Origin of the sequence: Mycobacterium sp. E2497, assembly GCF_001668695.1 — a bacterium.
In the GTDB taxonomy this organism is placed as follows: Bacteria; Actinomycetota; Actinomycetes; order Mycobacteriales; family Mycobacteriaceae; genus Mycobacterium.
Genome location: NZ_LZKD01000139.1, coordinates 84959 through 104076, shown reverse-complemented (window position 1 = coordinate 104076; position 19118 = coordinate 84959). Strand labels below are relative to the sequence as shown.

At 68.4% G+C, this 19118-nt stretch carries 20 protein-coding genes and 1 pseudogene; 8 read left to right on the top strand and 13 right to left on the bottom strand.

What is annotated here, in order from left to right; translation table 11 throughout:
- Nucleotides 1-333: pseudogene (locus tag A5713_RS12570) on the bottom strand (permease); the annotation flags it as partial.
- A 104-nt stretch (nt 334-437) separates the two neighbouring features.
- Here A5713_RS12570 and A5713_RS12565 point away from each other — a divergent pair.
- Entirely contained in the window at nt 438-1256 is an 819-nt protein-coding gene (locus A5713_RS12565) for an SGNH/GDSL hydrolase family protein (RefSeq protein ID WP_082972922.1), read from the top strand.
- A 36-nt stretch (nt 1257-1292) separates the two neighbouring features.
- Complete coding sequence (locus A5713_RS12560) at nt 1293-1958, top strand: DedA family protein (protein ID WP_067927199.1); 666 nt, start codon at nt 1293-1295, stop codon at nt 1956-1958.
- A 9-nt stretch (nt 1959-1967) separates the two neighbouring features.
- Here the strand turns inward: A5713_RS12560 and A5713_RS12555 are convergent, their stop codons facing one another.
- Nucleotides 1968-2588, bottom strand: coding sequence for a TetR/AcrR family transcriptional regulator (locus A5713_RS12555; RefSeq protein ID WP_067927201.1), 621 nt, complete (start codon nt 2586-2588; stop codon nt 1968-1970).
- Between the two features lie 155 nt (nt 2589-2743).
- Between A5713_RS12555 and A5713_RS12550 the strand changes: the two genes are divergently transcribed.
- Both A5713_RS12550 and A5713_RS12545 read left to right on the top strand, forming a co-directional pair.
- Entirely contained in the window at nt 2744-3181 is a 438-nt protein-coding gene (locus A5713_RS12550; RefSeq protein ID WP_067927204.1) for an anti-sigma factor antagonist, read from the top strand.
- Between the two features lie 39 nt (nt 3182-3220).
- Entirely contained in the window at nt 3221-4303 is a 1083-nt protein-coding gene (locus A5713_RS12545) for a glutamate--cysteine ligase (RefSeq protein WP_068095906.1), read from the top strand.
- 26 nt (nt 4304-4329) lie between these two features.
- Here A5713_RS12545 and A5713_RS12540 read toward each other — a convergent pair whose 3' ends face one another.
- The 3 genes from A5713_RS12540 to A5713_RS12530 form a co-directional block, all read right to left on the bottom strand.
- Nucleotides 4330-5115, bottom strand: a complete 786-nt coding sequence (locus tag A5713_RS12540) for a sulfite exporter TauE/SafE family protein (RefSeq protein WP_068095904.1) — start codon at nt 5113-5115, stop codon at nt 4330-4332.
- Nucleotides 5116-5180: 65 nt separating this feature from the next.
- Entirely contained in the window at nt 5181-6113 is a 933-nt protein-coding gene (locus A5713_RS12535) for a catalase family peroxidase (protein ID WP_068095902.1), read from the bottom strand.
- A 17-nt stretch (nt 6114-6130) separates the two neighbouring features.
- Nucleotides 6131-6919, bottom strand: coding sequence for an SDR family NAD(P)-dependent oxidoreductase (locus tag A5713_RS12530; protein WP_067927213.1), 789 nt, complete (start codon nt 6917-6919; stop codon nt 6131-6133).
- A 312-nt stretch (nt 6920-7231) separates the two neighbouring features.
- On the opposite strand from A5713_RS12530, the gene A5713_RS12525 reads away from it, so the two are divergent.
- On the top strand, nt 7232-7699 hold the full coding sequence (locus A5713_RS12525) for a hypothetical protein (protein WP_197516362.1): 468 nt from the start codon (nt 7232-7234) through the stop codon (nt 7697-7699).
- 43 nt (nt 7700-7742) lie between these two features.
- On the opposite strand, the gene A5713_RS12520 is transcribed toward A5713_RS12525, so the two are convergent.
- A complete protein-coding gene (locus tag A5713_RS12520) occupies nt 7743-8333 on the bottom strand; it encodes a carboxymuconolactone decarboxylase family protein (RefSeq protein ID WP_068095898.1) in 591 nt (196 codons plus the stop codon).
- Nucleotides 8334-8485: 152 nt separating this feature from the next.
- On the opposite strand from A5713_RS12520, the gene A5713_RS12515 reads away from it, so the two are divergent.
- Together A5713_RS12515 and A5713_RS12510 are read left to right on the top strand one after the other, a co-directional pair.
- Entirely contained in the window at nt 8486-10045 is a 1560-nt protein-coding gene (locus A5713_RS12515; RefSeq protein WP_068095896.1) for a long-chain-fatty-acid--CoA ligase, read from the top strand.
- A gap of 8 nt (nt 10046-10053) precedes the next feature.
- Entirely contained in the window at nt 10054-10833 is a 780-nt protein-coding gene (locus tag A5713_RS12510) for an MBL fold metallo-hydrolase (RefSeq protein WP_068095923.1), read from the top strand.
- A 1-nt stretch (nt 10834) separates the two neighbouring features.
- Here A5713_RS12510 and A5713_RS12505 read toward each other — a convergent pair whose 3' ends face one another.
- From A5713_RS12505 to A5713_RS12485, 6 genes are all read right to left on the bottom strand, one after another.
- On the bottom strand, nt 10835-11674 hold the full coding sequence (locus A5713_RS12505; protein ID WP_068095894.1) for an enoyl-CoA hydratase/isomerase family protein: 840 nt from the start codon (nt 11672-11674) through the stop codon (nt 10835-10837).
- 56 nt (nt 11675-11730) lie between these two features.
- Nucleotides 11731-12024 (bottom strand): hypothetical protein, encoded by a 294-nt coding sequence (locus tag A5713_RS12500; protein ID WP_067927379.1) that lies wholly within the window; start codon nt 12022-12024, stop codon nt 11731-11733.
- A gap of 127 nt (nt 12025-12151) precedes the next feature.
- Complete coding sequence (locus tag A5713_RS12495) at nt 12152-13075, bottom strand: CAP domain-containing protein (RefSeq protein ID WP_068095892.1); 924 nt, start codon at nt 13073-13075, stop codon at nt 12152-12154.
- Nucleotides 13076-13252: 177 nt separating this feature from the next.
- Nucleotides 13253-13726, bottom strand: a complete 474-nt coding sequence (locus A5713_RS28275) for a hypothetical protein (protein WP_142393445.1) — start codon at nt 13724-13726, stop codon at nt 13253-13255.
- A gap of 77 nt (nt 13727-13803) precedes the next feature.
- Nucleotides 13804-14502 (bottom strand): hypothetical protein, encoded by a 699-nt coding sequence (locus A5713_RS12490; RefSeq protein WP_068095890.1) that lies wholly within the window; start codon nt 14500-14502, stop codon nt 13804-13806.
- A gap of 151 nt (nt 14503-14653) precedes the next feature.
- A complete protein-coding gene (locus A5713_RS12485) occupies nt 14654-15115 on the bottom strand; it encodes a hypothetical protein (protein ID WP_142393446.1) in 462 nt (153 codons plus the stop codon).
- Between the two features lie 354 nt (nt 15116-15469).
- Here A5713_RS12485 and A5713_RS12480 point away from each other — a divergent pair, with 354 nt between their 5' ends.
- Entirely contained in the window at nt 15470-16129 is a 660-nt protein-coding gene (locus A5713_RS12480) for a hypothetical protein (RefSeq protein WP_142393447.1), read from the top strand.
- 50 nt (nt 16130-16179) lie between these two features.
- Here the strand turns inward: A5713_RS12480 and A5713_RS12475 are convergent, their stop codons facing one another.
- A complete protein-coding gene (locus A5713_RS12475; protein WP_068095886.1) occupies nt 16180-18951 on the bottom strand; it encodes a LuxR family transcriptional regulator in 2772 nt (923 codons plus the stop codon).
- Nucleotides 18952-19118: the final 167 nt, after the last annotated feature.

Below are 19118 nucleotides of genomic sequence, written 5' to 3'. Positions count from 1 at the left end.
CGCGCGCGGCAGCCACGCCCGGGGCATCAACGCCTGAACCGAGGCGCTGATCAGCAGCGCCACGATCAGCGCCGGCCAGATCGACGACACGTACGCGTGGAAGAAGGTCGCGGCGGCATGCCACGTCGGGCGGTCCCCGGCGTGCACCCCGCCCACGGTGAGGATGCTCGATCCGGGCCAGTGGCGGCTCCGGTGGGCCGCGGCCGCCTTCGCCGCGTAGGGCAGCCACTTGGCCCACAGCAACCCCGCCACGAACACGGCCACGGCGACCGAAACACCGAACGCGACGCCGCCCCGGCGACCGATGTGAATTTCCTTGCCCTTCAAAGGCATAGCCACGCTCACCGACGCTAGCCCACGGATCGCGGTTCTGCGCAGCGGAGGTGGGCGGCCATGCTTCACACACCGGGCCGGCGATGGCTATTATTCTCGGCTTCGTGCGCGGGGCCATTCCGTCCGGGTATCGCCGTTACGTCGCCATCGGGGACAGTCAGACCGAGGGCTTGTGGGACGGCGACGACGTCGTGGGTCTCCTCGGATTCGCCGACCGGCTCGCCGTCATGCTCGATTCGCTCTACCCCGGCCTGCACTACGCCAACCTGGCGATCCGCGGCAAGCGGATCGCCGACGTCCTGTACGAACAGGTCCCGCAGGCGCTGGCGATGCAGCCGGACCTGATCACCGTGTGCGCCGGGATGAACGACGTCATTCAGCCGGGGCGCTCGTTCAGCCCCGCCCTGGCCGACCTCGAGTACGTCTACGCCGCGCTGGCCAGATCCGGCGCGACGGTGGTGACGACGACCTTTCCGAACGTCGCGCAGTTCCTCCCGCTGGGGCGGCTGGTGTCGGGGCGCCTGGCCCGCATCAACGCCGCGATCACGGCGGCGGCCGACCGCTACGGGTTCGGGCTGGTCGACCTGTACAACGCGCCGTCGATGCGCGAACTGGACACCTGGGCGATCGACCGCGTGCACGCCTCCACCAAGGGGCACATGCTGTTCGCCGCCGCGGCCGCCGAGGCCCTGAATCTGCCTGGCAGCAACCATGATTGGGCACACGCCAGCCCCGACGCCAGGCGCCGGTCGCGCAGCAGCGGGGCTTACGAACAGCTGCGGTGGACGCAGGACAGTTTCTTCCCGTGGATCTGGCGGCGGCTGCGCGGCCTGTCGTCGGCCGACGGGCGGGAACCCAAACGACCGCGGCTGGAGAGCCTCAGCGAGCCGAGCAGACCGGCCGACGCCAACCGGAGGGTTTAGGGCGCGTATCGCCGGGCGGTCAGGCATCCTGGACGCATGGATGTGGAGGCTTTGCTGCACGCGATCCCGCCGCTCGCGGTCTACCTGGTGGTCGGCGGTGTGGTCGGGCTGGAGAGCCTGGGCATTCCCCTTCCCGGGGAGATCATCCTGGTCAGTGCCGCGTTGATGTCGTCGCATGACGACTTGCCGGTCAACCCCGTCGGGGTCGGCGTCGCGGCGGTGATCGGCGCCGTGGTCGGCGACTCGATCGGCTATGCGATCGGGCGCCGGTTCGGCATGCCGCTCTTCGACCGCCTCGGCCGGCGGTTCCCCAAACATTTCGGTCCCGGACACGTCGCGTTGGCCGAAAAGTTGTTCAACCGCTGGGGAGTTCGAGCGGTCTTCTTCGGCCGCTTCATCGCGCTGCTGCGCATTTTCGCCGGGCCGCTGGCCGGCGCCCTGAAGATGCACTACCCCCGCTTCCTGACCGCCAACGTCTCGGGCGCCATCTGCTGGGCCGGCGGCACCACCGCGCTGGTGTATTACGCCGGGATGGCCGCCGAGCGCTGGATGGAGCGGTTCTCCTGGATCGCGCTCGTCATCGCCATCGTGTTCGGGCTGATCGCCGCCTTCGCGCTGCGCGAGCGCACCTCGCGGGCCATCGCCGAACTCGAGGCCGAGCACTACCGCAAGGCGGAGAACACCGCGGCCGACGCCGCGTGACAGCGGCGGCTAACTGGCCGCCTCGCCGACATCCTCCGGTACGACCGGCCGGTGCTCTTCGATGAGCGCGACGGCCATCCTGCGGGCACGGAGGGCGGCGTCCCGGTCGCCGACGGCCGCCAGCACGATCGCGCCCTTCATCAGGATGTGCCAGGACGAGGCGAAATCCTCGACGTCGGTCAGCCCCGCCGCGACGGCGCGGTGCCGCACGATGTCGCGGACGTGGTCGATGTGGGTGACGCAGGCCCGTCCCGCGGGGGAATCGGGCCCGAGCTCGAGCAGCACGTTGATGAACGAGCAGCCCTCGTAGCCGTCGCGCAGCTGAATCCATTCGTGCATGACGTCGAAGATCGCCAGCAACTGTTCCTCGGGCGTCTCGCCGCGCTGCCGGGACTGCTCCTCGATCAGCCCGTGCGTCCACAGCTCCTCGCGCCGCTGCAGCACTGCCAGCACCAGGTCGTTCTTGGTGGCGAAGTGACGGTACAACGTGGCCTTGGCGACCCCGGCCTTCTCGATGACCTCTTCGGTGCCGACAGCACGGATCCCGCGCCGGCTGAACAGGTCATATGCCGCGGTCAAGATGCGCTCACGAGCCGACGCGGCGGGCCTTCCGAGGTCGGAAGCTGTCATAACAACCCACAACATACTCTTAGCCGGGACAGGTAGACAGACCGACCTGTCTTGTTATAGAAATGAGATTCGCACTTCCGCGAAGAGTCTGTCTTCAGAGGGCAGGACGGGCATCCATCGCAGCGTCGTAGACGCCGGTCGATTAGGAGTCCACGATGTGCTCGGCCATTGCAGAACCTATGACAACTACCCACTTGATGCTGAGCACGAAGCTGGTCTACGAGCTCGGCGATCCGAACAGCACCCTGCGCGCGACCGCCGATCGCAGCGGCCCGGCGGTGCTCATCTACGCGGGCGGTGAGGTCGACGCCTGCAACGAGCACACCTGGCGCCAGCTGGTCTCCGAGGTGGCCGGCATCGTCATCGCTCCCGGCCCTTTCGTCGTCGACGTCACCGGACTCGATTTCATGGGCTGCTGCGCCTTCGCGGTGCTGGCCGACGAGGCGAAGCGCTGCAAGGAGCGTGGCATCGAATTGCGCCTGGTGAGCCGCGAACCGATCGTCGCCCGCATCGTCGACGCGTGCGGCCTGTCCGCGCTGCTGCCCATCTACCCGACCGCCGATTCCGCCCTGGGGTCCGCGGCCCGCTGGTGACGGGGCGGCCCAACCCCTGATCGCCCTCCCCCGGGCCAGATGAGCGACCCGCCCACCTTCGGCGCGGAGGAGGAATTCCTCCTCGTCGACCCGCGAACCGGAGAACCGGCTCCGCGGAACGTTGACGTGGCCGCCGAGGCGGCCCGCCGTGGCGTCGAGCTGCAGCTGGAACTGAGCAGCTGCCAGGTCGAAACGACCTCCAGCGTTGTGGCAGCCAGTACCGAACTCGGCGAGGAACTGTCGCGGCTGCGGCGCACGGCGGCCCGGGCGGCCGAGGCGGTGGGGCTTCAGCTGCTCGCCGCCGGGCTACCGCCCGCCACGCCGCACGAGTTCCCCGTCACCGACACGCCCCGCTACCGGCGCATCGGCGCCGAGTACGGGATGGTCGCCCACGAGCAGGGCATCTGCGGATGCCATGTGCACGTTGCGGTTCCCGACCGCGCGGCCGCCGTCGCGGTCAGCAACTGGCTGCGGCCCTGGCTGCCGTCTTTGCTTGCGCTGTCGGCGAATTCGGCGGTGTATCGCTGCGCCGACAGCGGCTACGCGAGCTGGCGCAGCGTGCTGTGGCGGCGCTGGCCGGTAGCCGGGCCGCCGCCCTTCTTCCCGTCGCCCGACGACTACGACCGCACGGTGCGGATGCTGATCGACAGCGAAGTGATCCTGGACCAGAAGATGGTCTATTGGGACGTGCGCCCGTCGGAGAATTTCCCGACGATCGAGGTGCGGGTGGCCGACGTGCCGGCGACGGTCGCGGAGACGGTGCTGCTGGCCACCCTGGTCAGGGCGGCGGTGATGACGGCGCTCGAAGCCGATGGGCCCGGCCGGCTTCCGCCGGCGGCCCTGCGCGCGGCGTACTGGAAGGCCGCCCACGACGGGCTCGCCGGACGCACGCTCGACCTGGTCCACGGCCGCGGGGCGGTGCCGGCGCGTGAGCAGCTGGGCGCGCTCGTGCGACGCGTGCGGGCGGCGTTGGAGTCGCTCGGTGAGTATGACCGCGTCGTGGCCGAACTCGACCGGGTCGCCGAGCAGGGCAACGGGGCGATGCGCCAGCTGCGGGCCTGGCGTCGTCGGGGCGAGGTGATGGACGTGATCGAGGAGGCGGCCGTCGCCACGCTGAACTGAACGCTTTGTGCGGCAACCCTTTTCTGTCAGGCGACGGCGAGCAGTCGATACAGCCCGATCAGGCCCACCACCACGATGGTGGCGCGCAGCGCGTTGCCCGACAGCCGGCGCCCGTAGCGGGCCCCGACCAGTCCCCCGACCAGTGAGCCGGCCGCGATCAGCCCGGCGGCCGGCCAGCTGATCCGGTCGAAGGCCACCAACGTATAGGCCACCGCCGCAACCACATTCACCACCAGCGTCATGAGGTTTTTGGCGGCGTTCATCCGCTGCACCGACTCCGGCAGCAGCGCACCCATCAGGCCGACCAGCAAGATGCCCTGCGCCGCGGTGAAGTAGCCGCCGTAGACGCCGACGGCGAACGTGCCGAGCACCAGCACGGCCATCCGGGCGGGCGTGATGTGCTCGGCCGAACGGCCCGCGGCCTCGGCCCGCCGGCTCGTCCACGCCTGGATCCGCGGCCCGGCGACCACCAGGATCAGCGCCAGGATCAACAACACCGGCACCACTTCGGCGAAGACCTTCTCCGGCAGGTGCAGCAGCAGGAATGCGCCCAGCACCGCACCGGCCAGCGACGCCGGGAGCTGCCAACGCAGCCGGTCCCACTGGCCGCCCAGCTCGGCGCGGTAACCCCAGGTGCCCGACACGCTGCCGGCTACCAGACCGGTCGCGTTGGACATGGTGGCCGTGACCGGTGGGAAGCCGAGGGCGACCAGCGTCGGGAACGTGATCAGGGTGCCGGACCCGACGAGCGCGTTGATGGCGCCGGCGCCGAACCCGGCCAAGCAGATCAGCAGCATGTGGGAAGGCGACACTGAAGGAAAACCCTAGCCTGCCGCCGGTTTCGGCTCGCGGGCGACCGGGCGGTCCGAGGTTATGGTCAGGCGGGCGGGGCTTCGGCCCCGCGCTCGACGCCCGTCCGCAGCTTCACCGACGCCGAATACGCAAGCGTCCGGAACCGCAGGACCGGATCGTCGGAGGGCTCGATGCCGTCGGTCACCCGCATCGGGTCGAACACCACGATGTCGCCGCCGTGTTCGCGCTCGGTCTCCAGGCCGGTGATCTCCACGGTGCCGACGGTCGCGATCTGGGTGCTCTGCCAGGGCGCCGACGGATCGACCGTGGAGTCGGTGGGCCCGCCGATCTGCACCCGATAGTCGAATCGCACCGGCCCGCTCGCCAGGCGCGCGTTCAGCTCGTCGGTGAGAAAGTCCGCTCCTTCGCCCTGGGCGGCCGACGCCGACAGGTAGTTCGCTGCGGCGGCCGGAACCAGGTGGTAGCGAACGAATCTGGCGCTGCCGTCGGCGGCGACCCAGCGGAACGCGTGCAAGCCGTGGTACTCGATGGTGGCATAGCTGGCCGGGATCTTGTTCGCGTCGCGCAGCACCGGCAGCGCGCCGAGCAGCCGGGGATGGGTGAGGAAGTACTTGGCCATGCGCAGCGGCGTCGTCAGGCCGGGCCGCATCGCCTTGAGCAGATCGACGAATCCGTCCGGTGTGCTCGAGACGAACAGGCGCGCGGTCTGCGTCACGACGTCGGTGGTGGAGCCGTCGGGCAGGGTGAACTTGACCGCCATCCCGCGGATTCCCGGCACGTTGTCACGCTGTTTGGGGTTGCCGGCGCCATTGGAGAAACGGATCAGCGCCGGGACCGTCGAACCGTCGAGATGCTTTGCGCGCGTAAGCATCGCCGCATCGGGTGTGGCGGTGAACGTGCCGCGGTAGAGCGTGCCCTTGGCGTGCAGCGCGCGGCAACCCGGCTGCGCACCGCCGGTGCCCCGAATCGCCTCGATCGCCTCGTCGGGAGTGACCATGCGCGAATCTTAAGGCGCTAGGAGGGAAAGCCGAAGAGTTTGACCACACCGTGGTCGCGGCCGGCCGTGTAGCCGCCGTCGACGGCGATCGCCTGGCCGCTGACGAACGAGGCGTCGGGCGACAGCAGGAACGCCGCCATGGCCGCGACCTCCTCCGGCCGGCCCAGACGTTGCAGTGCGTGCTCGGCAGTGATCGATTGCAGCGGTCCCTCCATGCCGGGGAGACCGAAGACGCTTTGCGCCATCGGCGTTTCGATGAAGCCGGGGCAGATCGCGTTGGCCCGGATGCCGCTGGGGCCGTAGTCGAGCGCGATGTTCTTGGTGAGCAGCACGACGCCGCCCTTGGCCGCGTTGTAGGAGCTGCCGCCCGCGGTGCCTTCCAGGCCCTCGACGCTGGCGACGGTCACCAGCGAACCGCGTTCGCCGTCCACGCGGGGCTGCTCGATCATCCGGGCCAGCGCCGCCTTGGCGACCAGGAACGTGCCGGTGAGGTTGATCCCGATCACCCGCTCCCATTCGGCCCGGTCGAGCAGGTGGACCGGTCCGCCCCCGGCGACCCCGGCGGCGTGCAGGACGCCGTCGAGACGATCGGGCACGGCGGCCAGCACCGCGGCGACCGCGGCCTCGTCGGCCACGTCCGCGGTCACGAACGTGAACCGGGGCCCGAGGTCCGGCGCGGCGGCCAGGTCGGCGCCGACGACCGTGCCCCCCTCGGCCAGCAGCCGCCTGGCGGTCGCCAGGCCGATTCCGGATGCGGCGCCCGTCACGACGAACGTGCGTGAGCGGGCACGGTCAGGGTTCACCACGCTCGGTCCCCTCTGCTCGAAAAATCGTGTCAGGCCGCAGACATGTTGACACACCGGTCCGCCGCCGAAGCCGATTTCGATAACGGAGAGCTATCGGCAAATAGCGGCCCGGTCTTGGACACCATCCGCTTTCGGGGAGATCGTGGACATAGCGGGCGAGACCCACCCTTTGCCCAAACCCGCATCAGGAGCTGGCGCATGAATACGTCGACACTCGAGCTACCACGACCCCGACGGGTCGGCACCGCGATGGCCGTGGCCACCGCCATGACGGCCACGATCGTCCTGAACGTCGCCGCCGAACCGTCGCCGGTGCGGCTCGCATCGGCCGAGCCGATCGCCGTTGCTCAGGGCGTTTCGATCTCTCCGGCGCCCGGCTGGACGCCCGGCCACCGCGGCCCGAACTGGCTGGCGCTCAGCAATGCCGACGGCAGCGCCCAACTGCGGGTCGCGGTCAAGCCGGCCGGCAACACGGACGTCGATGCGGTCCTGCAAGGCGACATGGATCAGTACGCATCCTCATCCGGTCTGGGCAATATGAGGAACCTGACCGCGCTCGAGACGCAACCGCTCCAGAGCGCCAACTTCCAGCAACAAGCCTCGGTGGATTACACCGCCGATGTGCCGGCAGCAGAGGGGCGCATTCCGGTCATCGGCACCTTCACCGAACTGCTGAACACGTCCAACCAACGGTCGGTCTTCATCGACTTCAGACAGAACAACAATGCCACTCCTCAGGCCGTCGACGACGGCGGGATGATGATCCGGTCCATGGAGTGAGCGCTGCGGCTCGCTCGTCGATGAAGCACCAACGGGAGCAGCATCAGCCGAGGCTTTCCTCCCTGCCCGGTACCGACGCATCGAACGCGTTCAGCGTGACGCCGACCATCGAGAAACATCCCACCAGAAAGACGATCTCGGCGAGGCCCTCCGCGCCAAACGCTTGTCGCGCTGCCTGGTACGTCGTCTCCGGGAGCGAGCCGCCCCGGTTCAGCGCGGCCGCCATGTCGTAGGCCGCACCCTCGTCGTCGTCGAGGTCGTGGGGGCGTTCGCCCGCGGCGATCGTCGCGATCTTGCGCTCCGCGAGACCTGCTCGCCTGGCGAAGTGCTCGTGGCCGTAGATCTCATAGCGGGCGCCGAATTTTGCGGCGGTCACCAGGATCACCAACTGATGGATGGCGTCGGGCAGCACCCTGTGTTCCCAAAGCGCCTTGTTGAACGCCCAGGCCGGCTTTCCGAACTGCGGAAAATGCAGCCAGCCGTTGAAGGGGCCGATCAGGGCGCCGTCCTCGCGGCGTGCGACGAGTCCGTCGAAGTTGCGCTCGATCACCGCCGCCATGTCGTCGTAGAGGCGCTTCTGCTCCGGGCTCAGACTGAGCGGTGGCAGCAGCGGCAGACGCGTCGTCTCGGGCATAGCCTGATCGTGCGCCGACGCCGGTGCGCGCGCCAGGACTTGTTGGTGATCACTGGTAGGCGGAGGCTCCCAGTCAAACGGAGGGCCGACGTGGCGAGCGCGGACGTGACCGCGTATCACATAGTGGAGCGAATCGAACTCGGAGGGGTTTCATGCCACCAGCCGACACCACGGCGAACACGACCGAGACGCTGGCCGGATTCGTCGACCGGCACGCACAGCAGCGGCCCGACGCCGTGGCCATCCGCTACGGCGAACGGCAGTGGTCCTGGGCCGACTGGGCCGAGCGGATCCGTCGCGTGGCCGGGGCGCTGCGCGCCGCCGGTGTGCAGCGGGGTCAGTGCGTGGCGTTTCTGGACAAGAACCACCCCGCCTGCCTCGAGGTGCTGTTCGCCGCCGCGTCGATCGGGGCGGTGACGACCATCGTCAACTGGCGCGTCATCGGCGACGAACTCGTGCACGTGCTCGATGACAGCGGGGCGCGGCTGCTCATCGTCGGCGCCGAGCTGCAGCCGGCGGCCGAGGCGGCCGCCGCACGGGTGCCCGGCGTGGAACGCATCGTCGCGGTGGGCGACGAGTACGAATCCCTGCTCGCCGCGGCGGCGCCCACCGAGGGCGACGCCGGCGTCGACGAGGGCGAGACCGCGCTGGTGATCTACAGCTCCGGCACCACGGGGCGACCCAAAGGCGTGCTGCTGAGCCAGCGCGCGCTGGTCAATCACGCGGCGAACCTGGCGCCGGAGTTCCCGTTCGGCGACGGGGACGCGAACCTGGTGGCCATGCCCCTGTTCCATGTCGGCGGAATCGGCTACGCGCTCTTCGGCATTCGCGCCGGGGTGCCGACGATCATGACCCGCGAACCCGACGCCGCCGCCCTGATCGGCGCGGTGCGGGCCGGGGCCACCCATGCGTTCTTCGTCCCGCCGGTGATCGCCCGATTCCTCGACGCCGGCGAAGCGGCCCACGCCACGGTCGCGGGCCTGCGCTACATCGTGTACGGGGCGGCGCCCATGCCGCTGCCCCTGCTGCACCGGGCGCTGTCCACCTGGCCCGACACGCGATTCGTTCAGGTGTACGGGCAGACGGAACTGTGCGGCGCGGTCACCGCGCTCAGCGACGCCGACCACCGCGACTCCGCCCGTCCACACCTGCAGCTGGCGGCCGGAAAGGCGGTGCTGGGCACCGAGATCCGGGTCGTCGATCCCGACACGGGTGTCGAGGTGCCCGCCGGGGAGCCCGGCGAGATCTGGGTACGCAGCAACCAGAACATGAGCGGCTATCTGAACCGGCCGGAGGCGACCGCCGAGACGATCACCGGCGACGACTGGGTGCGCACGGGCGACGTGGGGCGCCTGGACGCCGACGGCTACGTCTACATCGAGGACCGGCTCAGGGACATGATCATCACCGGCGGGGAGAACGTGTACGGCCCCGAGGTGGAAAGCGTGCTCGTCGAGCACCCCGCCATCGCGGACGCCGCGGTGATCGGGGTGCCCGACGACTTCTGGGGCGAATCGGTCAAGGCGATCGTGGTGGCTTCCGGCGAGGTCGACGAAAAAGACGTCATCGAGTTCTGCCGCCGTCACCTCGCCGGCTACAAGTGCCCGCGAACCGTGGAGTTCGTGGAGGCGCTACCCCGTAACGCGAGCGGAAAGATCCTCAAAACCCAGCTGCGCGAACCGTACTGGCGCGACCGGACGCGAGCGGTATGAGCGCGCTGGTGGACGCGCATCGACGCGACTGCGCGATCAGCGTACTGGGCGGCCCGACCACGGTGCTGGACATCGCGGGCCACCGGCTGGTGATGGATCCGACGTTCGACCCGCCCGGCGTGCACGCCTACCTGACCAAGCTGACCGGGCCCGCGGTGAGCCCCGAGGCGCTCGGCCGGGTGGATGCGGTGTTGATCAGCCATGACCAGCATCCCGACAACCTCGACGACGACGGCCGCCGGATGGCCCTGGCCGCCCCGCTGGTGATCACCCACCCCGGCGCGGCGGGCCGGCTGGGCCCCCCGGCGTTGGGGGTGGCGCCCTGGCAGACCCACGAACTGTCCGGATCGCTTGACGTGCAAGCCGTTCCGGCCGTGCACGGCCCGGCCGACGGACAGCGCGACGAAGGCGGCCACGTCAACTGCGAGGTGACCGGCTTCGTGCTGTCCGGGCCCGGCCTGCCCACCGTGTACCTCAGCGGAGACAACGCCTCGATCGCGGCGGTCAAGGACGTCGCCGACCGGGCGGGCGTCATCGACGTCGCCGTGCTGTTCGCGGGCGCGGCCAGCGTGCCCGCCAAAGAAGGCGGGCGACCGCTGACCCTGACCGCGGCCCGCGCGGCGGCCGCCGCCGAGATCCTGGGCGCCCGCGTGGTGATCCCCGCCCACGTCGACGGCTGGGCCCACTTCACCGAGGGTGTCGACGAATTCGCCGCGGCGTTCGACCAGGCCGGGATCAGCGAGCGGTTACGGGTCACGCCCCACGGGGAGTGGATCGACCTGTGGTGATCTAGAGCCGCCCGTCGACCCGCAGGTCCGGGTGCACCCAATCGGGCGAGCGGCGCTCCTTGAACGCGCGGAAGCCCTCGCGCGCCTCGGCGTCACTCAGGCTGCTGGTCATGCCGATGCGGTCGTAGAGCCCCAGATAGCTGTCGATGCTGGACTTGATCACGCCGCGGGCGCGCGGCGCGGTGCGACAGCATTGCGCCAGTAGGTCTTTCGCCTCGGCGAGCAGGTCGTCGTGCGCGACCACGCGGGTGACCAGGCCCCAGTCCAGCGCCTCGGCCGCGGTGAGCACCCGTCCGGTGAACATCAGGTCGCGGGTGCGCACCGGCCCGATGACGCGGGTGAGCATCTGGCTGTAATAGGTGTCGGCGTAGCCGCGGAACAGTTCGGGCACGCGGAAGGTGGCCCGCTCGCTGACCACGGCCAGGTCGCTGCACAGCGCGATCTGGAACCCGCCGCCCTGACACAGGCCGTTTACCGCGGAAACGACTGGCTTCGCGGAGGTGCGCACCGCGTCGAACGGGGTGACGTCCATTCCCAGCGCGCCGCCGAAGGTGATCCAGTTGTCCGTGGCTCCGCCGCCGCCCATGTCGCCGCCGGGCGCGAAGACGTCGCCTGTCCCGGTGAGCAGCAGCCCGGCCAGGTCCGGGTCCTCGTTGACACGGCCCACGGCGTAACGGATTCCGAAGTACATCGCCGGCGTCAGGGCGTTGCGCGCCTCGGGCCGGTCGATGGTGCACACCGCGATCGACCCCTGGCGCTCGAGGGTCAGATAGGGGGTGCCGAGCCAGTCGCCCTCAGGCGGGCGGGGCGTGCTCTGGGATGTCGGCGGGATCTGCGCCACGGGACTCCTCGTGCGTCGGTCGCTACTGTCGCTCTTACAGTAGCCCCGGCGGCCGGTCAGGCATACGGCAGCGTCGCCGTGGCGCTGGTGGTGGCCGCGTCGTCGAGCAACGCCGCGAGCGCGCTCTGCAGCGTGGCTGTGGCTTGCCCCACCGGCCGCTCGCAGTATCTGCAGGTCGCCTTGAACTGCGGCTGGTCGTCTTCGTCCGGCCAGAACCGGCGCGGCCCCGCCTGCGCGCCGGGGTCGTAGGCGACCGACTGATGGGGAGCGTCCTTGAGCAGCCTGCCCACCGGATGGCCTTGCGGGCACTCGAGTTTGAGGATGCCGATGCCTTCTTGGTTTCCTGCCATCTCCACCGTCCCTTGTCGAGCGCACCCAGCCGCGGTCTTATGGTGGCCCACTGGGTGCGACCAGGCAAGGGTGTCGGGCACCCTCCGACGCTTCCGAAGACTGGGAATATCCCCGATATCAGGCGTTTCAGTGAGATCCCATGTCGACGGTCCAGTAATGCCCCCTGGGGCCGCCGGCGAAGTGCGCCGCACCGGCATCGGTGAGGCCACAGTTCAGGATCAGGTTGCGGTGACCCCAATTGTTCTTGCCGCCGTCATCTTGCATCCAGAACTGCACGGCGGCCGCTTCCGAGGGGAACCCATCGGCGACGATCTCGCCCGTATTGGAGTATCCGGCCTGGGTGATGGGCCCACCCTGGTCCGTGGTCAGGCCACCACTCGCGGTCTTGTGCATGTTCGGGAAATTGTCGACCGTACTGGCGTCCATATTGGCGATGAAGCCGTTATGGGTGGCCGCCGTGTTGTCCAAGGCCCCCGAATCGGCGAAGGGTTTCGGGCAAGGTTTCGTAAGCGCGCCGGAGGTATCCCATTTGGTGCCGTCCTTGTCCGTGGGGTGCGGGAGGTACTTGCCCGGGTTCACCCGGGCGTCGTTGACTGCGGCGAGTAAGGCCGCATCTGGCCCGCCGCTTCCGGGGGCCGCTTTGGCGCCACCGGGATTGAAGCCGGCCTCGGGTTTGAGGCCGCCGGTGTTGCCGACACCGGCGTCGGCGTTCTCCTGCCACGTTTGTTGCCGCCGTTGCGGACTCACGCACACCGCATCGCCGTCGAACGCCTCGCGCCACACCAAACCAGAAGTGCAGGTCTTGGGCCCATAAGCGCCGCCACCGGGCACATAGCCCACACCCTTTGCCGCAGCATTGTTTTCGTCCTGGACGGTCTGGGCGATGTTCGAGGGTACGCAAACCATATCGCCCGGTCGCGCTTTGCGCGGAACCAAATTGGCCATGTCGTTGGGAATGCAATTACCGTTCGCCGACGCGGCCGGTAACCCCGTCACACCGCTCAGCACGGTGGCCGCCGCCACCCACAACGGCAACATGGGCAGCCGCATCCCGGCTAGGAGCGGGTTACGCGCAGCTTGCAGTGTCGTACTCACCGACATGAGAAGCTCCTCTCAATTCACCTGTTGCCTGACGCTATTCGCGGCGGGGTGTTGGAGAAATAGGGTGTTTCCCTACCGGTTTCGCGTGGAACGCACATCAAAGCGGTTCGGGAAAGGCGCACGCAACTAGCCGATGTCGTTGGGCGGCGGCGGGTACGGCGGGCAGTAACCCGCGTGCTGCTGTGCACCGAGAACCGTGCCGCACCGATACCCATTCCAGTCGAGGTTTTCTCGCCGGGTGTCTGGCGTTACGCAAACCGTGTCGCCGTCGAACGCCTCCCGCCACACCGATCCCTGCTTACAACTCTGTGGCCCATACGGGCCGTTGGGATCGCGCCGGTCGGCGGCTGCGGCGTTCTCTTGTGCTGTGCGGGTGCGGTCACCCGGGCGAACACACACAGCGTCGCCGACCCGCGCCTCCCGCCAGACCAGGCCCTGGACACAGGTATTGGGTCCGTAGGGCAGGTTCGGGTCCGCGTGCGACGGAGCTACCCCGAAAGCGATTGCGCCCGCGGCCACCGCCGCCAACAGGTAGCAGGTATGGGCAAGCTTGTGCAGGTCGACTCCGGCACTGCGGGTCAGGCGATGTGAAACTGGCATGAGACGCTCCCCTCTTGTGGCCCTGCCGGAAGTCACCGCAGCTGCTGCATCAAAGCGAATACTGCTGCAGTAGAAAGTTATTGGTCACAGACGAACTTTCCGACCGCGTCCCAGTTGCCGCTGTGGATACCCGCGTTTCCAGGACCGAAGTCTTCATAGCCGCCACGCGCGCTGCCGTCGGGGTGGATCATGCCGGCGTATCGACTGTTCCAGCCGTTGTCCCAGACCACGGCGAAGCCGATGTCACTGCCCCTGATCCCGGGGCCGGCGCTTATCCTCCCCTTGACCTCGGGTCCGCCGTGCCCCTCGAAACTGGCCTGGCCGGTCAACGACGTGTACGCGAAGACTTTGTAGCCGTTGTCTTCGGCGAGGAGGAGTTCTTCACTGACGCCACGCCACTTCTGGCACGCGCCGGTGGCGCTGACCGTGCGGGAGGCGGCGGCCGCGTTGTCGGCGGCCGCCTGGTCGCGCACATCGGGCGTCACGCAGACCGCGTCACCCGAATAGGCATTGCGCCAAACGAAACCGGGCTTGCAGGCGTTGCCACCACCGGGTTGGACGTTTTGTGCCGCGACGGCGTTCTGCTGTGCGGTCTTGTCCCTGACCTCGGGGGTGACACACACTGCATCGCCTGGGCGAGCGGCGCGCCAGACGAACCCCGGCTTGCAGGCCGGAGCCGGCGGGTCGGCCGTCGCAGCCGGTGCTTCGACGATCAGAGTCGCGCCGCAAAGGACGATCGTGCAGAGCGCTGTCCACGGCATGGGTTTGGTCAACATGGCCGTCCTTTCGGCTACGCATGGGATCGACAGCGTGCGGCTCCCACGCTAGGCGCGGCCAAGCGGCGGGTGATATCAGTGGTTTCCCTATACTTTGGCGTCGCCCTGCGACGCTGCCCCGCACAAGCAAGGGTGCCCCGCAGGACCAGCCCTACATAGGTTGGACGGACTGTGTGCTCACCTGCATGCCGTGGCCGGTGCGGTCATTGGTGAAGGTGACGGTGTCGACGGTCGCCGTGACGGTCCAGCCTTGAGCCTCGTATGTCCCGGGTCCCAGCTCAACCTTGCCGGCAAGCGCCCCAAGGTCGGCGTCCACGAATTGGAATTTGCCGTCGGCACTGACGCTTACGGTATGAAACGGCTGACCACTGGCGCGAGGGGGCCAGCGGTCGGCGGAGGTTTGGCAGGCGACCAGTTCGGCGCTGATGGAACAACCGATAGCGTTCGAGGCCGTGGTCACGCGCACGTAGCCCTGCTCGTTGGCGGTCAAGGTACTGGGAGGTGTTGGCGGCGGCGAGGTCGAGGCCAGCTGATACGACTCCGACGCGGTACTCGCCACGGTGGTCGCCGCTGCCAGGGCCAGTGCGAATACGGCAAGCAGCGGCACGATCACGCATCGGACGTCCCGGGCGCTGACTCGGTTCCGCATCCGACCCCTGTCGCTCGGAGGTTCGAGGTAGCGACCGATGGTAGCGCTAATTGGTCCGCGCCACATCAGGGAAAACCCCTACATTGCCGACGGCTTTCGGCGAGCGGCCGCGGAACGCGGGGCCCTGCGGCGCCAGTCCGGAATTGGGTAGGGAAACTCCGTATTCCATCCCCATCGCTGGCGGCGTTAGCTTCCCAATGACGACCAGAAGGGCATACGTCGATGGGAGTTGTTCTCATGTCTTGTCATGCGCCAGCAGGGGGCACTTCCCTGGCACAGCCCGGCCGCGAGGCAACGCGGGCAGCACGCAACCTGGGCGTGCGTTTGATACCCGTGCTCTATGCGGTCGCTGTTACCGCCCTGGGCCCGGTGGCCGCGCCCACCGCTTCGGCGAATGGCGGCTGCATTCCCGGAGACGCACCCGGGCTGGTTCCGCGTCAGGCCCGGCCCGGTGACAACGTCTGCGTCTCGCCCGCAATAGCCGCCGAGGTCCAGACCGAGAATGCCGCCGCAGCCGACGGCAAGGGCTACGCCGGCGGGGGCGCATACGGCCCCAAGACATGCGTTTCAGGGTTGGTGTGGCGCGAGGCATACGACGGCGACGCGGTGTGCGTCACCCCGCAACGGCGCACCGAAACGTGGCAGGAGAACGCGAACGCCGGGGTCGGCGCCACCGGCGGATTGAAGCCGCAGACCAATTCCCCTGCGGCGGGCGCGCATACGGTCACCTACCAGGTCCTTGGCGCGGGCGATGTCTTCTCCGCCATTCCCGACCCCGGCACCCCGGTATACCCCGCCAGCACCACCACGTGGGTACCGACGCCGTGGTCGCAGACCGTGCAGGTCACGGGAAGCAAGTTCCTGGCCTTGAATTACACCGATCACCACGGTACGCATGACTGCTCGATCCTGGTAGACGGCCAACCCGTCCACCTCACCGAGCACACGCCGGGACGCTGCGCCTACCAGATGCCCTGATCTCTGTGCGGCCGCGACGCGCCTGGGCAAATCGGTAGCCGAATCCGTTGTCAGTCATCACGTTCCAGTTGGTCGAGGCGACGGCCGAGTTCTGCGCGCGACCGGATGCCGAGCTTGCGGTATATCCGTGAGAGGTGAACCTCGACGGTCTTGGGACTGATGAACAGCGCGGAGGCGATGTCATGATTGGTCCTGCCGGCTGCTGCCAAGTCGGCGATACGCCGCTCGGCCGACGTCAGCACTTTCGAGTCGGCTGGGCCGAAATTGATGCGCTCGAGGGATGTTCGGGCACGGCGCTCCCACAGCGGCGTGCCCAGGTCCTCGAATGTGGCCGCCGCCGCGCGCATCGCCGCGGCCGCATTCTCGCGGCTGCGCTGCCTGCGCAGGATGTCACCGAGCAACAACTGCGTGCGGCCACGCTCGAAGGGCATCGGCAGGCGCTCATGCGCGGCCATCGCCCGTTGCGCGGCCGTCAGCGCCGCAGTCAGATCGCGGTCCCCGGCCAGAAGCATCGCCCGGCACCGCGCACCGACCGCCAGCATCCACGGCCGATCCAACCGACGTCCGTTGTCCTCCAACACATCAATCAGGTTCTTCGCCTCAGTGAACCTGTCGAGACGAATCAAGGCTTCAGCGGCGTCAGGCAGAAAAGGGGTGATAAAGATCTCCGTGGCACGCGGGCTCTGCTCGAAGCCACGCAGCAGCGGTGACAGGACCCGAAGTGCCGATTCGTAGTTCCCCAGCGATACCTCGAGAAAGCCCAGTGTGCTCGTGGGCCAGACGGTGACCAGCGCCGGCGAGTCGCAGCGTTCAGCAGCCGTCAGTGCGGCACTGGCGTCGCGACGCGCGACGGCCTCATCGCCGGCGTAGGCGGCCACCATCGCCTGAATCATCAGCGCCACGGCCAACGGCAGGTCAGCATCGAGCTGGCGGGCACGCTGCAGCGCATCCTCACCGATGAGCGATGCCTCTGCGAAGTCGCCACGCCATATTTCGTTGAGCGCGCCATGGAAGGCACCGACCATCATTTCGCTTTCGGCGCCGCGCTCGATGTAGCGTTGCCGAATCGCCCTGAGTGCTTGCCGCGCTTCGTCGAGCCGTCCCGTCCCGTTGAGCAAGGCGGCGTGCTGGAGAGTGGGCCACAGCATGGCCGACGGCGTGTCGTCGCCATCGTCCAGCAGCAACGCGGTCCGCAGCCCCTCCTCGTCGAAGCCCTCACCGACCAGGAACCGCACCAGCACTCGCATGCTCGACGCCTGGCTCAGCAGCTGACGGTCGTCGAGCCGGGTTGCGGTGGTGACCGCTTCGTCAGCCGCGTCGACGGCGCCTTCGAACTCGTGAATGTTGATCCGCGCGAACGCCAACAACGCGAGTATGTAAGCCAGCAACTCATCGTCGCCGGTGGCGGAGTCCGCTGCTCGTTGGAGCTGCCTCGCGCCTTCCCGGGAACTGCCGTCGAGCAGAGCCCACAGCCCCAGCAAGCTGAGCGCTTCAGCGTGTACCTTCGCCGGCGCGGGCGTCCTGATGACCTCCTCGAGGAGATCGCGTGCGCGTACGGCATCGCCAGCGCTGAAATAGAATGTTGCACAGCGAATCTGGCGTTCGGGGCTGCCGACGCCGAGCTCATTGGCCAACTCGGTGAACTCCGCGGCAGCCGCCGGCGCCCCGCGCCTGTTGGCCAATTCGGCGGCAGCATCGAGCGCCTCCAGCGTCTTCGCGTCGCCGTGCGTGGCGGCCAGCGCCAGGTGACGAGCGCGCAATTCAGGGTGATCGACGATCGACGCCAATCGCCGGTGCATTGCACGCCGTTGCGTGGGTGCGGCCATCGTGTATACGGCGGCGGTCAGCAGCGGGTGGGTGAAGCGCAGCCGGTGCCGGTCGATGGTGACGATGCCCCTCTCTTCCGCGACCAGCAGTCGCCGTACGCACTCATCCACGCCCTGGGCGGCAGCCTGTGCCACGGCCTCTACCGTCGGCTCGGCCAGGCACGCAGCGGCAAGCAGTATTTGGCGAGTGTCCTCATCGAGCACATCGATCTTGGAAGCCACCAGCCCGGCCAAGGTGGTTGGCAGCGTCATCTCGATGCCCGCTTCACCCTCAGGGATCGTGCGCGCTAATTCGATGGCGTAGAACGGATTACCGCCGGAAGCTTCATGGATCCGCAGCATGGTATGCCGCGAAACCGAGCGTCCCAGCCGGGCAGTGATGATCTGACGCAATGCCCCGAGGGCCAACGGCTTGAGGGCAATTCGTCTTATGGCATCCGGCCTTTCGAGCTGCAGCCAAGACACATCGTCACCACCGCCGGTACGCACGGTCGCCAGCAGGCCGACCGGACCCGAAAAGCGTCGCGCTGCGAACGCCACCACGCGAGCGCTGGAGGGATCCAGCCACTGCAGGTCGTCGACGGCCAAGAGCACCGGCGTGGTTTCTGCCAGTATGTCGATCGCCGACAGGAATGCCGCCGCTACCGCACGCTGATCGGTTGCCCGGCCGTCATCGCTGACCTGCAACATGATTTGGTCGACCGCCAGGCGTTGCGGCCCGGGCAGCGCTTCGATGACCTCGCGATCGACCGAGGAAAACAGGTCGGCCAACGAGACGTAGGCCGTCACCGATTCAGTGATCGCCGCACGCGCTGTGAGCACTCGCATGCCCACCGCCCGGGCCTGCTCGGTCGCGGCCAGCCACAGGGTGGTTTTGCCGATTCCGGCCTCACCCTCCACCAGCAAGCAGGCGGGCATAGCGCGGCAGGTGTCCAGGAATTCGGAGACGGCTTCGGCCTCCGCGGCACGACTCCCGGATACGACTGGCCCGGCCATGAGCGTCAGCGTGAAGAGCCGTCAGCAACCGAACGGACGCCGGCCCCGGACACGCCTGAACGAGAAAACTCGTGTGGTTGCCGGAGCCGCATCTGGATGCGCATTCTCGCCCCGGCTCACGACCCGGCGCAGATTCGCATGTTCGAAACTTATCGGCACCGACAGGT

Excerpts from the sequence above, each read along its gene's own strand:
- A5713_RS12500 (WP_067927379.1), bottom strand. The coding sequence starts at position 12,024 with ATGGCAGGAAACCAAGAAGGCATCGGCATCCTCAAACTCGAGTGCCCG.
- A5713_RS12535 (WP_068095902.1), bottom strand. The coding sequence starts at position 6,113 with ATGGTCACTCCCGACGAGGCGATCGAGGCGATTCGGGGCACCGGCGGT.
- A5713_RS12515 (WP_068095896.1), top strand. The coding sequence starts at position 8,486 with ATGCCACCAGCCGACACCACGGCGAACACGACCGAGACGCTGGCCGGA.
- A5713_RS28275 (WP_142393445.1), bottom strand. The coding sequence starts at position 13,726 with ATGCCAGTTTCACATCGCCTGACCCGCAGTGCCGGAGTCGACCTGCAC.
- A5713_RS12490 (WP_068095890.1), bottom strand. The coding sequence starts at position 14,502 with ATGTTGACCAAACCCATGCCGTGGACAGCGCTCTGCACGATCGTCCTT.
- A5713_RS12495 (WP_068095892.1), bottom strand. The coding sequence starts at position 13,075 with ATGCGGCTGCCCATGTTGCCGTTGTGGGTGGCGGCGGCCACCGTGCTG.
- A5713_RS12555 (WP_067927201.1), bottom strand. The coding sequence starts at position 2,588 with ATGACAGCTTCCGACCTCGGAAGGCCCGCCGCGTCGGCTCGTGAGCGC.
- A5713_RS12560 (WP_067927199.1), top strand. The coding sequence starts at position 1,293 with ATGGATGTGGAGGCTTTGCTGCACGCGATCCCGCCGCTCGCGGTCTAC.
- A5713_RS12520 (WP_068095898.1), bottom strand. The coding sequence starts at position 8,333 with ATGCCCGAGACGACGCGTCTGCCGCTGCTGCCACCGCTCAGTCTGAGC.
- A5713_RS12545 (WP_068095906.1), top strand. The coding sequence starts at position 3,221 with ATGAGCGACCCGCCCACCTTCGGCGCGGAGGAGGAATTCCTCCTCGTC.
- A5713_RS12475 (WP_068095886.1), bottom strand. The coding sequence starts at position 18,951 with ATGGCCGGGCCAGTCGTATCCGGGAGTCGTGCCGCGGAGGCCGAAGCC.
- A5713_RS12550 (WP_067927204.1), top strand. The coding sequence starts at position 2,744 with ATGTGCTCGGCCATTGCAGAACCTATGACAACTACCCACTTGATGCTG.